The sequence below is a fragment of the Pseudoalteromonas sp. S3785 genome, assembly GCF_005887365.1.
In the GTDB taxonomy this organism is placed as follows: Bacteria; Pseudomonadota; Gammaproteobacteria; order Enterobacterales; family Alteromonadaceae; genus Pseudoalteromonas.
Map to the genome: position 1 here is coordinate 24,356 of NZ_PNCT01000056.1, position 14,405 is coordinate 38,760.

Sequence of the window (14,405 nt, forward strand, 5' to 3'; positions counted from 1 at the left end):
TCTATTTAAAAACGTATCTCATTACTGACTCAAGGTAATGCTTAATGTTATATAAATTTAATAAAGTATACAGTGTGAGTGTTGAGCCTGATGAGTTTCTCTTACTTAATGAAACGGGGTTAAGACAAACAATTCAATTGACCGAGGACCAGTTGTTAATGTTCGACGGTATGAGTATGAGAGATAATTGGAAAGCGTTGGGCGTTGATTGGTTAGCTGAGACAAGTACTGTACAACCAAGCTTAAAAAAACCTGATATAGACGGTTTGGTTGCCTTAACTATTGTAGTATCCCCTAAGTATTCACCGTTATTTTTAAACGGTTTTAGCAAAAATGTTGAGCTGCTTGAATGCAATTTAGAAGCTGAGAAGTGGTTTGCATTTAATGTTGTAGGCTTTGACAAAGCCCTTAGTGAAGAACACTCCATCCGAAATATTAAAAATGGCAAACCAAGCAGAATTAGAAAGTTTAAAAAGATGGTATTTGAAAAGAGTGCGATTGAAAATCCTGAACTATTTAGGGTGCGAGAAGCTGGGCTTCGATACTTTACTACAGATGCTAAAAATAGCTTATATAGCATCGTTCATGAGCATGGGATAAAAGGGTTGTACTTTCATGAAATTGAAGCAGTATAACGTCAGTGTCTAAAGATTAATCGTGACTCTATGCCACAGAGCCAGTGTGGACTTCCCAGCGTTCATTAGACAGTTTGGATTTACCATAGTTTGATAGACACAATATGTATTGATGGCAATAACTTATACAATTTGCTATTGGAATAAACTCATATAATAAGTACATTTCCGAGCAAAGGTAGGGGGAATGTTCACTTATAAAGCTGTTATGTAGAAGGAATTTTCTGTGACTAAAAATGTGGTTAACACTAGTAGTGAAAAAGATGTTGAAGGGCCAATTAAATCACCACCTATCTGTAGTAGCTCATATCCGATCTTACAGTTTAAAAGAACGGGTTTAGACTTCGCCTGACAGGCGATTTTGAGCGAGAAGCAGACGGTCGAGTAAACTCGTTTTTGGACAAAAATGAGTTTGATTATTTTTTGGTAACGCCGCAATGAAAGGCGAGCGGAGCGAGTCCACGTGTTTTTGTGGGCAATTTTTAATTGCCTTTTTATACATTTACTTGAGAACAAATTTCTGAAACTACTCTGCTCTCAAGACCAGAGCGCCTTAAATAATTTGGGTGATAAGTTCTAAATACCCGACCACCTATAGAGTTTGTTATTATTTCACATACTTGCTTTTGATCGAATTCACCTATGCTTGTCTTTTGAGCGCTGAGCAGAGGAATGATTCTACTATCATAACTATGACCAGTTAAAAATATGGTGATATCAGGCTTTAAAATTTTGAGCTCTGATAAAAGCAACGTATCTAAACCAGATAATAGCTCTCTATTTTCATTGGATGGCTTTTTGCTATTTTCGTCGTATCGGTTAATATTTAGCCATGATGATGAGTGCGTCTCTCCAATAATAGATTTTTCAAACTTCCTAATCACATTCCAAAATGGGCTTGAAACATACTTTTCCCCAAGATTAAACTTTGAGTACGTTTCCATTTGATTTGAGATGTCTTTTTTACAACTCCAGCCATTAGTTTCTTGGCCTATAAATACAACTCTGACTTTTGAAGTAGAGAATTTATCGTTTGGCGATATAAGGAAAGGGCCATGAACTATCTCGTTGGACTTCTCTCCAAATTCGTATAAATCTGCTTCATATTTTTTATAAAGAGCATATAGTTCTTGAGATAATTCTGATGGCACGAGAAATCCTTTTTTTGTATAACACTTTAGTATTTATGCGACACGCAGTTTGTGTTGCATAATCGTTTGTTGGACTGAGCCGCTACCTGCTCCGTGTTTCAGAGTTGGCGTTCTTTATGCTATGGGAGTTTTTTTAGAGGCTCTAGCTAAATCAGCTAATTTATAAGCTTACCTATTAAAATTTAAGCTTCCCTGCATTGCTCAGCGTTTATTATCTATTCATTAAACCTAATGTTTTACCGTTAAGCAAGGATATTTTTCTCACGCACAGTCGCGACTAGCCTGAGCAGTTAAGCAGGTTAACTCATTGATTTGATGCAGCAAGCAAGGCTGCTAACTCGTTCGTGCTATTTTATTTGTCGCCACATCTAAATTCATCACGCCAATAAATCGTAAGATACCCGCCTTGCATGACTGGCAAGGCCAAAGCGGTATTAATGGCTCTTGCTCTGCTTTCGGTTTCACCGCTTTGAATAGGGTTGATGCTTCAGCTTTTATTAACCCTAACTCGTCTTGGGGCAAAATCATTTTAGGTCGTCGGCTGTAATAGGTTATTTTCGCATAAAAACTGCTATGGGCAACGCCCGAAGCAAGGGCAAATTTGGAGCCAGTGGAACATTTGTCCAAGTACCTGCGCTTGTTAATTTTCTTGCTCAATAGGGGTTCCCCTAAGAATCATTTCAAACGCATACTCTGTTTCACAATGGTCACAATTAAATTTAAAGCCACCTTCAATTTTGGAAAAGAAAACTGATGCCTCTTTATGACAAACACCGCATTCAAAAACATATTTTGATCCAAATGAAACACTGTTCTCAGTCGCTTTTATTGCATGATCAATACGGCATGAATCATTTTGGCATGTAATTGATTCGTTTGTCTTGACATAGTGCTGTGTATACAAAATGTTTTTCCCACAGGCTTCACACTGGAAGAATTCATAGTTTCCCTTCACTACCATTAAGTTGCCTGTAGTAAGCCTATTTAGCTGGTCAAATATCTTAATAATTTTATTTTTGTTGATTTTGTAGCTAGTAAGTTTTTTAGGCATTGGGAGGTGCAAATAACTCCCCAGAGAGTTATACAGTTTATTCAAATCTTTTATTGGTATGTTGTTGTAGGTAATAGTGTCTTTAAATTCACCCTCTTCGCTATATATACTCAAATGTAAGTCTTTATCAGCTAAATCATCGAAACCCGACAATAGCTTTATAGCTTTATAGCTTTGTTGAGTTGCCACGTTTCAATTATTGTTCTAGGTATTTCTTCAGCTCCTGCAAGCAATTGCTGATACACATGAGCTTCGATGAAGTACCTTAACTCTAAGCAGGCGTACCTAAGAGACTGCAAATCATCACTATCCAATAACGATCTGGCTTTCACATAGTGAGCATCCTTTTCATATCTATTTACATCAACCATCTACAATCCTAGGGTGAAAATTAACGCTGCCGAACTTGCACAAAATAGCAAGCTAAAAATAATTAACGACGCAGAAGCGCAAGCCTGCTGTTTGCGTCCTTTGGTTCAGGTACTTGTTAGTCGTTTATACTCAAGCTCATTTGCTCTATCATTAACTCTTTAAACCTGCCTTCGTGTAAAGATGTTAAAAAATTATTTATGACATCAAAAGCAACCTGACAAGACCACTCCGCTAACTCAGGAGTCATTATAGCATCAAGCCAACTTCCATCCCTTAGTATCGGCTTAATAATTCCAAGTTTTAGTAGTTCCTGAAGTTCAACATCTGGTCGTTCATATTTAGACTTGTAATTATATTCTCCCTGTCCAATTGTTAGTTCACCTTTAATTACCTCTGGTGGCTTATGAATAATTGAGTTTCTAAGATTTCTTAGTGTTTCAAATTCTTTGTAAGGTGATTGTGTTCGATCCCAATGGTTCTTTGTAAATAACTTTTTAGACTTTTTATACTTTTCAAGTGTACTAGCCTTACTACTTTGTAAACTTAGCATTTGTTCGTATAACTCTTGCTCAGCTTCAGTTCTCCGGCCACCAGTAAATAGCTCAGTTGAGCCGATAGTTTCATTTATAAATGCTTCAATACAATTAAAGCTAAAAATCAATGAAACAATTGCTTCTTCAGGCTCTTCAGTAGATTTATCAGCAGCTTTTCTCGCTATGTAAAATAAAAGCTTATGCGCGAAATAAACTTTTGTTGAGTATATTTTTTTGCCTTCAATATTCATCGCTCTTCCTTTGACGACTAACAATTTTATAGTGCGCGCGTCGCGGACCTTTCTGCCGATGCCACGCTCTTGTTTTAATAAATCTACTTTTAACAAATAACGTAATACATTACCAAATCTAATTTTTTATTTGTGCTAAAGATATTCAGAAGAAAGAAAATACGCTCATAGCTCATTCTCTTGAATATGGGAGCAAAACAACCACACTGAATATTTATAAAGTACCCTATATGGATGATGACATGAAATTTAGCGGAACGTCCGCTTTGTAGAATAGAGCCAATAGCATTAAACGACTCGAATCATTTATTGATCGCTTAAAGTTGCCATTAGAGCATTTGCATTAACTTATTTTGGGGCAGAAACGAGTTGGATTTCCGAGCTTAAAATAGATACCAGCTTATAATCTTAAAGTACAAAACGGAAGTAAGCTTCCGGTTTGTAAGGCAATATTGCTATATTTCGGAATCAAACTTCCGTTTATAGGATTCAAAGGTAGTTATCGGAAATATACTTCTGTTTTTTGAAAGCGTTAACCTAGATATCTATATGAGCTATTTTTCGGGGTCTGATTTGAGCGAACATCGGTCATTGAGATTGGATAAATATAATAGTCAATTTAGTGGTCAAACTGCGCTTTGCGCATATATTTATGAAAATCAGCTGCGCGCGCATATTGAGCTATTTAACATTACTCAAAAGTTTTAGAAAACTTAGAGGTAGTAATACTTCGCGCTATTTGCTAAAACTATTTAATGTAGAAGAATGAGCGTGGAGTTGGCAGGAATATATGTGATGAGCGCACTAATATTAAATTATCATTAGGTTTGAGACCGAAGCTAGAATGAGCGTGGATAATAAAGTACACGAAAATAAGCAGTTCATATGGGAAATGCTAAAATCAGGTAAATGGACTAAAGATCATCTTCTGTCGCTTAAATTTAAAGCTAATGACCAAAGTTGGAATGTAGCTTTAAGAGCAGCTCAAAAATGGGCGTATTCCAACGTCATTCAAAAATCATTGAAAAATAGTAAAGAAAAAATTAAGAAAAAAAGGAAGCAGGATCCTGAAAGAGAAACACATGAAAAACACATCACGGACGAAAAAACTATTGAATACGAAAAGAAAGAAAAGAAGTTTCTAGTTAGCCAAATAAAGGCCCACAAGAATTTTAAGAAAAATATGGCTTCAAGATTGCCCAATTTAGAGCTTTACGAGCTAGAAAACTTGAACCGCATGCTAATCGCGAGCACCGAAAGTATTGAGCCTGGCGGGACCCGATATAACAACATGCAACATCGCTTTGAAAACGTAAAAGACTCAACAAAATGGCATTCTCGGGCTGGTAAATTTAGGCGAAAGTGATGAGGTTTTATTCTAACGTCAGCATCGGCTTGCAGGCTGGCCGCGCTGCTTAATGTGTTACTATCGTCCGCTTCATATACTCAGGCATACTTCGGCAATGAGCGATAACCGGTCATTGAGATTGGCTAAATATCGTCGCTAATTGATTTGTTAAACTGCTCTTTGTGCATATATTCATGAAAATGAGCGCTGCGCGCACATTGGTTAATTTAACTTTACTTAAAATAGTTAGAAAACTTAGTGATAGTAATACCTTAGGTAATTTGTTAAAACTATATAATGTAGAAAAATGAGCGTAGCGTCGGCAGAAATATGCGCGATGAGCGCACTATTAAATTGTTATACCTACTAATAGAATTTGCGATAAAAGGGAAGTCATGGCTCAATTTAAAGATGTTTATAATTTTCAATGTAAGGTTTTTGAACCAGCTACTTCAGAATTGTCTGAGAAAGAATTAAAATCCTTGTTAAAACAACTATATGAGTACTTCCCATATACAGATAAAGGTGATGGCAATAAGGAACCTTATGCTACAGACAATGATTACTCTAAAAAATGGTATAAATGCTACGACCATTTGTTAAATCTCTTGTCTATGAAGAAACAAGAATCTCGTTATAAGTTGTCACTTACACTATCAATTGTTGCAATTGTAGTATCTGTAATCGGTGTTGCAGTGAGAGTTACAGTATCGGGGTGAGTAGGTATAACAAGCAATTAAACAGGGATTAAAAACAGCGGGCACTTCGCTTCGCTCGATTTTAGCCCACTATTTTTAACCCGTTAATCGAGCGTTAGAGCTAAAGGATGAATATGGACGCTAATCTGCTCATTGAAGAACTCGTAGAAATTAAAAACAAAAGAGAGTCTTTGGAAAATGCGAGAGCTACAGGACCTTGCAGTTGTGAAATGCACAAAGAAATAAAAACAAGAGAATTTGGTGGTGGTATTCATTATGTTTACCAGTGTAATAAATGTGGTGAACAGCGTGGAGGCTCACTAAAAAAAATTGATGCTCTTAAAATTCTTAATGGTAAACAACCGGAAGTATTTGATCCCAATATTGAAGAAGAACGTTCTATCAAAAATAGAATTGCGTACGAAGAGATTTCTTCTTTATGGGATGAAGAACGAAGAATCACTAACACGATTAATGGCTTTCCAGATTATCAATCAACTTTTTTAGCTGAACAACAAAAATTTGAAGAGGTTAATGATAAATTAGCTCAATTTATAGAAGAGATTAAAGATGAGTTTAATTCAGAAAAAGCAATTCGAGCTTTGATTAATCAAACAGTTCTTTTAAAAAAAGAAAAATATAATAAATTACGTGAAACAACAGAAAGGTTCACAAGCGAACCAGAGTTGAAAAATTGGTTCAATGAAAAGTTGGCTTCAGACTTTTACATTTATCCAGAAGTTAATGGCATTCATTTATCTGAAAATGTAAATGTTAGAATTGACTATGTCTTATTTCCTAAAGAGCACTTAATTGAAGAGGGCTTTGAACCATCTTATTTTGGTATTGAAGTAAAATACTTTAATCAAGAAAATGGCTTTACTCATAAAACAAGTCGCGGACTATGGCAAACGATAAGTTACAATGACTCTAAATTTTATCTGGATAACAAAGAAATAAAATTAAAATATAGTTTAATCTTTTCAAATTTATCATTCTCGAAAGAACTCATGTTAATTAAAAACTACGGTCATGAAATGGAGAATGATCAACTTGAATGGCGCGGTATGATTCATGTGGCCAACCACGCTAGAGTTGGCACATTTGAAATAAAAGGGAATAAAGAAGAATATAAAGGGTGGTCAATAAAATTTGCAGGTGGCACTTATTTTGGTTCAACTGTGTACAACCATGAATCTAAATATAACAAATCCAATGAGGACGTTATTAACAAAGTAAGGGTCGGTAATTTTTAGCTCTAACAAGTTGCTTAAACGGACAAAAAACAGTTGGCTTTTGCTCGTTCATCGCTAATTTTAGCCAACAATTTTTCGCCGCTTAGCAAGGCGTTACGACCGTCCGCTCATGGCACAGAGCAGACCGGCGGTAATTATTGAGTGATGCAATCCGCAGTTGTAACTGGCCAAGAGTCGAGGTTCTTTACGTAATGAAAAATAAAGCTGCGATGTCGATACTCATGAAAGCGACGGCCTAAATAAACTCTACCTCGAAGTAAACAATAAATAGCCAAATTATCATTTCAAAGTAGTTACCTTTATAGACGCTTGTAAGTAACTTCCCGCTGTTAAAGAAATTTACCTAATAAAAAACATAATTATTTTTAGAGTGTAATTAAGTTAATAAATCTCAATTTAAGTGCCATATTTCTCTATAAATCAATAAGTTCTCAACGCGCCGTGTATTCTCGACTTAAGTGGCACTGATCTTATTTTTCTAAAAAATAAGCTTTTCTACTGCGAAACAATTGATAACCATTACTGTTTAGATTAATATGCACCTACTAAATGAAATTGAGAGTAGTTTGTATTCATGTATATTTGTCTTTGTCACGGGGTGACTGATAAAAAAATTGAGCAAACAATTGACGATGGTGCAACTACCATGCGTGAATTAACTAAAGAGCTTAAAGTAGGCAGCCAATGCGGTAAGTGTTGTTGTTGTACTAAAAAGATCTTAAATCGCAAACTTATTGAGATTGCAGATATTACCGATCAAGTCGCTTAATTCGTTATTACAAAATTCAGATACAAAAAAAGCAGCTTTTATAAAGCTGCTTTTTTTATGACCTAAATTTACCTTACAGTTGAGACTGTAAGTAATTTTCAAGCCCCGTGTTTTGAATAAGTAATTGCTGGGTTTCTAGCCAGTCAATTTGTTCTTCCTGCTCGTTCAAAATATTATCAAGTGCTTCACGGCTAATATAATCTTTTTTGTTTTCAGCTAACTTAATTGCACTGCGCAAGTCATCAATTGTATCAAGCTCAAAGCTCATATTTGCAGCAATCATTTCTTCGCTGTTTTCGCCTATGCGTAATCGGCCTAAGTCTTGTAGGTTAGGTAAACCTTCTAAAAATAAAATACGCTCAATTAAACGGTCGGCATTTTTCATTTTTTGAATTGAAACTTTGTAGTCTGCTTTATCGAGCTGGCTAAAACCAAAATCTTTAAACATACGGGCATGCAAAAAGTATTGATTAATACCCACAAGCTCATTAGCAAGTACTTTATTTAAAGCAGCTATAACGTCTTTATCGCCTTTCATACTTTATGCTCCTTACTCGCCCATTTGTGCTTGATGGTAGTTTTGTGTACCAATTTTATCAATTAGACCGAGTTGTTGCTCTAGCCAATAAACATGATCTTCTTCGGTATCAAATAATAGCTTTTCTAATACTTCGCGAGACTGATAATCCTGCTGTTCTTCACAAATAGCAATTACGTCTTTAACACATGCAACCACTTCAAGCTCAAGTGTTAAGTCGTTCTGCATCATGCTTTTTACATCGTTACCAATCAAAAGATCACGGCGTTTAGTCATATTAGGCACACCTTCTAAAAACAAGATGCGTTTTATAAGCCAATCGGCGTGATCTTTTTCTTCTTCCATTTCATGGTTAAGGCGTACATATAATTTATCTAAACCCCAGTCATCATACATGCGTGAATGAATAAAATACTGGTCAATTGCGGCTAACTCATTGGCTAGCAAAGTATTAAATGCATCGATTACTTTTTGATTACCTTTCATGATAAATCACCTTAACTATTTTAATTGTGCACAGTGTAGTTGAAATTGTGTGTTTTGCAAGTTTTTCTATAAAAATCATTGCTTTACAATTGGTTTTGATTCTTATTTAAGTTTGCGTTACTGCTTGGTTTATGAACAGTTTTGCATTTTTGTTTAACTATGAAATGTGATTTATTTGAAGTATTTTCACCAAAAATTTTCAAATGTGGCTTAGGGTTTATACGTGTAAACGCACAATTGTATGTAAGCGCGAGCGTTGTAATACCAAAAACTTGCATAAATTTAAGCACATTTTAAGGTTCTAGATAAGTAAAAGTTCGTATAAATAGTGAGCTTTAGTTTTTAACAATAAAATATAAAAAAGAGAAAGGTTAAAATTGCCGTAATTTAAACGTTTAGTCTATTTGAGTAATTAATTTTTAATTGCAACTTACTGATGTTTAAACTGTAATTAAGTGGTGTATTTTTCCCACTTTGAGGGCTAAAACTTGCGTCTTTTAGGTTTTAGTGCATTAATGTAGGTAACAAATAATGCATTTACAGTTATTGGATATATAGCATGGTTGAAGGAAAAAAGTATGGGCTGCTAAGTGGCACAGCTCAGTCTGTGCGTAGTAAGCTGATCATTACTTTTTTGTTTATGGCTATTGTTCCTCTTTGCTTACTGACCTGGTTCAGCTTACAGCATGTAAATAGTACCTTAAAAAAAAATGCAGATGCAGAACTTCACGAATTAAGCTCTATTGCAGCTGAGTTTACTAATTTATGGTTTGATGATCATCTTACTGATTTATATACCTTTAAAAACCAGCTTGCTAATTACCCTCTTGAACAAAGCAAACTAATAAATCATTTTGTTACTCACTATGATTTTGTAAATAGTATTGAGGTTATAGCTGGATCTACATTCGAGCAGCCCATTATCTCGCCATATGGGCAGATAGACAAAGGTGAACTGAGCCAGCTTATTAACTCTGTAAGTACCTCAGCGCAAGCCACTTTCGGCTCTGTTGAGTTTAAAGGTAAACAGTTTAATATTGTGGTTATACCTTGGCTTAGTGATGCGCAAAAACTAGAAGGGGTAATGTTAGCAGAAGTAAATATGCGTGGTCTTTTAGAAGGCCTAAGCACCATTCATAGCACACATAATGATGTTAGTTTTTTTGTACTTCATAACAATAAAATAGAGCGTTCTTCAGTAACGAATGCAGAAGAGGCTCCTGTTCTTACGCAAACCACACTGACTAATAAACAAACGTTTGAGTACAGCAGTACTCAGGGTACCACTTATAATGCTCAAGTTAGCGAGTTAGATTTTTTGGGCGTAGAAGGGTGGCAACTTTTAGCGGCAAAACCTTCACACATAATGCTCAAAGACTTTGGTTATTATAAACGTTGGGCAATTTTAACAAATGCAGTGTCTTTATTGCTTGTTTTGTGTGCAGCTTGGTGGCTTAGTCGGCGTTTATCCAAACCTTTAATTGAACTTACCGCAGTGATGGCCAAAATTACTGATGGCGAAAAGATAAAGGTTCCTACCTTAACTGATAGTCATGAGTTATATAAGTTATCAGTCGATCTTCAAAAAATGGTGGCAGTGAAAGAAGAGCAACAGATCGTATTGCAAAAGCAACGTTCAGCTTTGCAAATAGCGTTTAAGCAATTGGATGAGCAAAAAAGTGCACTTGATGAGCATGCGATTGTTGCGGTAACAGATTTAGCAGGCACTATCACTTTTGTTAATAAGAAGTTTTGTGAAATTAGCGGCTATGAAGAGCATGAGTTAATTGGCCAAAACCACCGTTTACTTAATTCCAAAAAGCACGACAAACAATTTTTTGCCGACATGTATTGTACCCTCCAGCGAGGTGAGGTATGGAACGGACAAATATGTAATAAAGCAAAACATGGGGGTTTTTATTGGGTAGATACTACCATAGCGCCATTTTTTGATGAGCACGGTAAACCACAAAGCTACATTGCTATTCGCACCGATGTAACACCATTGAAACTACAAGAGCTTGAACTTGAACAGCATAAAACCCAGTTGCAGTTAGTTATAGATACCACAGCTGTAGGAATATGGGATTGGTTTATAGATACCAGTAAAGTAACTTTTAATAATCGCTGGGCAGAAATCATAGGTTATAAACTCAGTGATTTGCAGCCTACGACTATTGATACCTGGTATAAATATGCTCATCCCGATGACTTGGTTATTTCAGAGCAAAAATTAAAAGCGCATTTTAACGGTGATACTGATTACTATGTCAGCGAGGCGCGAATGAAGCATAAAGATGGCCACTGGGTTTGGGTGCTCGACACTGCAAAAGTGGTCGAGTGGAACTTAGATGGTTCGCCTCGTCGTATGATCGGAACGCATTTAGATATTACCGAACGTAAGCAGATTGAATCTGAACTACAGTACAGCCGCGATCGCTTTGCTTCGTTAGTAGATAATATTCCAGGCGTGATTTATCGGTGTAAGTTTGATAAAGCATGGACCATGTTATATATGAGCGATCAGGTAAAAGGTATAACAGGTTATACGCCAGATGCGTTTATAAATAATAAAACACTGAGCTTTGCTTCAATGATTCACAAAGATGACAAGGAGGTTGAGCTACAAGTAAGTACCTGTATTGCTCAAAAACTACCTTGGTCGATTGAATACAGAATAAAAAGAAGTGATGGCAATATTCGTTGGGTACACGAAAAAGGTCAGGCCATTTATGGTGATGACAACCAAGTACTGTATTTAGATGGTTTTATTTCAGATATTACTGAGCGCCATAATACTCAAGCAGAAATTACCCGCCAACAAAATTTGCTTGAGGCAATGAGTAAACAAGGCCAAATTGGTGCATGGGAAATAAATTTAGAAAACCAAACCATGTATTGGTCAGACGTAGTAAAAGTAATACACGAAGTACCAGAAGGGTTTGAGCCTAGCATTGAAACAGCTATAAATTTTTATAAGCCAGGAGAGCATCGAGATAAAATCAGTACTTTATTTGAATGTGCAGTCACTTTAGGTGAAAGCTGGAGTGTTGAGTTGATCATTTTAACTTATACCGGTAAAGAGCGCTGGGTTAAGTCGATGGGGCAGGCAGAATTTAAAGACGGTAAATGTGTGCGTGTTTTTGGGTCATTCCAAAGTATTGATACACATAAACGCCTAGAGTTAGAAAGCGAAAAAGCAAATGCCTATAACAAAAATTTAGCGTCATTAACGGTTTCGCCTGAGGTAAAAAATAGCGACGTTGCACAAGTTAAAAAGCTGGCGATAAAGTCGATGGTAGAGGTGTTAAATGTGGAACGTGCCTCTATTTGGATACTTAACAAACAGTGCGACGAAATGGCCTGCCATGGCTTATATACTCGGCAAAACGGATTTGTAGATTTTGACGGTGTGCTCAAAAAGGCTGATTTTCCAAGTTACTATGAGGCAATTTTTGATCAAAACCTAGTGGCAATTGACGATGTGTATACGCACAAGGCAACGGTTGAATTTACCCAAAGCTATACTCAACCATTAAATATTGAGTCGATGCTGGATGCGGTTATTTCATCCGGAGATGGTAATTTAGGTATTTTATGTGCAGAGACCGTCGGAGAAAAGCGCATTTGGGCGCATAGTGAAGAAACGTATTTACGCTCGCTGGCTACGTTAGTAGGGAGTACGTTGGTTTCTCAAAAGCGTAAAGAAACGGCAGAAAAGTTAAAAGTTGCTTTAGTACAAGCGCAAGAGGCTGCGGTGGCAAAAAGCCAATTTTTAGCCACAATGAGCCATGAAATACGCACACCGATGAATGGCGTATTAGGCATGTTAGAATTGGTTGAGTTAGAGCCATTAAGTAAACCGATAGAAAAAAAAGTCGCTATTGCAAAAAGTAGTGCTCATTCTTTGCTTGGTGTTATTAACGATATACTCGACTTTTCTAAAGCGGAAGCAGGCAAGATTGAGCTTGAACATATACATTTTAATGCTCGCGAGTTAATTGGCGAAATAGCGGAGGCGCAGGCCTTTACCGCACAAGAAAAAGGCATTGAGATTATCTTAGATTTAGTCGCGCTAGAGCCCTCACATTTAATGGGCGACCCCGGGCGTATACGCCAAGTGGTAACCAACTTAATTAGTAATGCGGTTAAATTTACCAGTCAAGGCGAGGTGGTGGTGAGTGCCTCTGTAGAAAAAACTGAGCAAGATCTATTACTCAATATAAAAGTAAAAGACTCAGGAATTGGCATAACTAAGGCAAAACAACTGCAATTATTTACCCCTTTTTCGCAAGTGGATGCATCAACCACACGTGAGTACGGAGGCACGGGCCTAGGGCTTGCTATATGTAAACAGTTATGTGAGCTAATGAATGGCAAAATTTCACTGGTGAGCGCACCTGGCAAAGGCAGTGAATTTACTGCAACCATGCAAGTGGCTGAAGGGGAAGAAAAAGAACGCACTATCCCTAATATAAATATGAGTTCGTTAAATGTACTCGTAGTTGATGATAATGAGACTAACCGCTTAGTTATTTCTCAACAGTTAGGACATTGGGGGGCAAATGTTACGCTTGCTAGTAGTGCAAAACAGGCGCTTGAGCTATGTGCACAGCGCATAGAAAACAAACAAACTATGTTTGATATTGCTGTGCTAGACATGCAAATGCCTGAAATGGATGGTATGGAGTTGTGTAAAGTGTTTAAAGCACATGATGACTATAAAGCCATGCCACTGGTAATGATGACCAGTATTGCTGGCATGGAAGGCGCTCAGCGCTATTCAAAAATTGGTTTTCAAGCGTATTTTCCTAAACCAGTTACAACCGCTGATTTAATTTCTGCGTTATCGGTTATAACAAGTTCAGACAGCACCGAGCCCCTTCCTCTGGTGACTCCAGGGTATATTTCGTCACTAAGAAAAGAAAAAACAGACACGCCTGCAAAAATTTTATTAGTTGAGGATAACCCCGTTAATCAACATGTTTCTACACTGATGCTTAAAAAGCTAAATTGCGAGGTGATACTAGCGCAAAACGGGCAAGAGGCCATAAACACCTTAAGCGAGCACAACCAAGGGTATTTTGACTTAGTATTAATGGATTGCCAAATGCCGGTAATGGATGGCTTTGACGCCACGGCTAATATACGAGACGGTATGGCAGGGGATGAGCACAAAGCAATAAAAATAATTGCCTTAACCGCCAATGCAATGAATTCAGATAAAGAACGGTGTATTAATGCCGGTATGGACGACTACTTAACTAAACCCATTCAGCTTGATATTTTAAAAGAAAAAATAGAGCAGTACTTTTAG

The 14,405-nt window shown here is 36.8% G+C and carries 11 protein-coding genes and 1 pseudogene; 6 read left to right on the forward strand and 6 right to left on the reverse strand.

Going from position 1 to position 14,405, the window contains the following annotated elements; genetic code table 11:
• Nucleotides 1–44 precede the first annotated feature (44 nt).
• Nucleotides 45–635: a hypothetical protein gene (locus CWC17_RS14535; protein ID WP_138613670.1), complete on the forward strand. Its 591-nt coding sequence runs from the start codon at nt 45–47 to the stop codon at nt 633–635.
• Nucleotides 636–1,129: 494 nt separating this feature from the next.
• Here CWC17_RS14535 and CWC17_RS14540 read toward each other — a convergent pair whose 3' ends face one another.
• The 4 genes and pseudogenes from CWC17_RS14540 to CWC17_RS14555 all read right to left on the reverse strand — a co-directional run bounded on the left by CWC17_RS14540 (nt 1,130) and on the right by CWC17_RS14555 (nt 3,993).
• Nucleotides 1,130–1,786 (reverse strand): hypothetical protein, encoded by a 657-nt coding sequence (locus tag CWC17_RS14540; RefSeq protein WP_138613672.1) that lies wholly within the window; start codon nt 1,784–1,786, stop codon nt 1,130–1,132.
• A 333-nt stretch (nt 1,787–2,119) separates the two neighbouring features.
• Nucleotides 2,120–2,296: pseudogene (locus CWC17_RS19820) on the reverse strand (IS91 family transposase); the annotation flags it as partial.
• 130 nt (nt 2,297–2,426) lie between these two features.
• Nucleotides 2,427–3,026 (reverse strand): hypothetical protein, encoded by a 600-nt coding sequence (locus CWC17_RS14550; protein WP_138613674.1) that lies wholly within the window; start codon nt 3,024–3,026, stop codon nt 2,427–2,429.
• Between the two features lie 298 nt (nt 3,027–3,324).
• Nucleotides 3,325–3,993, reverse strand: a complete 669-nt coding sequence (locus CWC17_RS14555; RefSeq protein WP_138613676.1) for a hypothetical protein — start codon at nt 3,991–3,993, stop codon at nt 3,325–3,327.
• Nucleotides 3,994–4,843: 850 nt separating this feature from the next.
• Here CWC17_RS14555 and CWC17_RS14560 point away from each other — a divergent pair.
• From CWC17_RS14560 to CWC17_RS14575, 4 genes are all read left to right on the forward strand, one after another.
• On the forward strand, nt 4,844–5,359 hold the full coding sequence (locus tag CWC17_RS14560; protein WP_138613678.1) for a hypothetical protein: 516 nt from the start codon (nt 4,844–4,846) through the stop codon (nt 5,357–5,359).
• Nucleotides 5,360–5,736: 377 nt separating this feature from the next.
• Nucleotides 5,737–6,060: a hypothetical protein gene (locus CWC17_RS14565; protein ID WP_138613680.1), complete on the forward strand. Its 324-nt coding sequence runs from the start codon at nt 5,737–5,739 to the stop codon at nt 6,058–6,060.
• Between the two features lie 113 nt (nt 6,061–6,173).
• Nucleotides 6,174–7,295, forward strand: a complete 1,122-nt coding sequence (locus CWC17_RS14570; protein ID WP_138613682.1) for a hypothetical protein — start codon at nt 6,174–6,176, stop codon at nt 7,293–7,295.
• 574 nt (nt 7,296–7,869) lie between these two features.
• Entirely contained in the window at nt 7,870–8,064 is a 195-nt protein-coding gene (locus tag CWC17_RS14575; protein ID WP_004588794.1) for a (2Fe-2S)-binding protein, read from the forward strand.
• Between the two features lie 73 nt (nt 8,065–8,137).
• Here CWC17_RS14575 and bfr (CWC17_RS14580) read toward each other — a convergent pair whose 3' ends face one another.
• Both bfr (CWC17_RS14580) and bfr (CWC17_RS14585) read right to left on the reverse strand, forming a co-directional pair.
• Complete coding sequence (bfr, locus tag CWC17_RS14580) at nt 8,138–8,602, reverse strand: bacterioferritin (protein WP_004588793.1); 465 nt, start codon at nt 8,600–8,602, stop codon at nt 8,138–8,140.
• 12 nt (nt 8,603–8,614) lie between these two features.
• Nucleotides 8,615–9,088, reverse strand: a complete 474-nt coding sequence (gene bfr, locus CWC17_RS14585; RefSeq protein WP_055018043.1) for a bacterioferritin — start codon at nt 9,086–9,088, stop codon at nt 8,615–8,617.
• Nucleotides 9,089–9,647: 559 nt separating this feature from the next.
• On the opposite strand from bfr (CWC17_RS14585), the gene CWC17_RS14590 reads away from it, so the two are divergent.
• Entirely contained in the window at nt 9,648–14,405 is a 4,758-nt protein-coding gene (locus CWC17_RS14590) for a PAS domain-containing protein (RefSeq protein ID WP_138613684.1), read from the forward strand.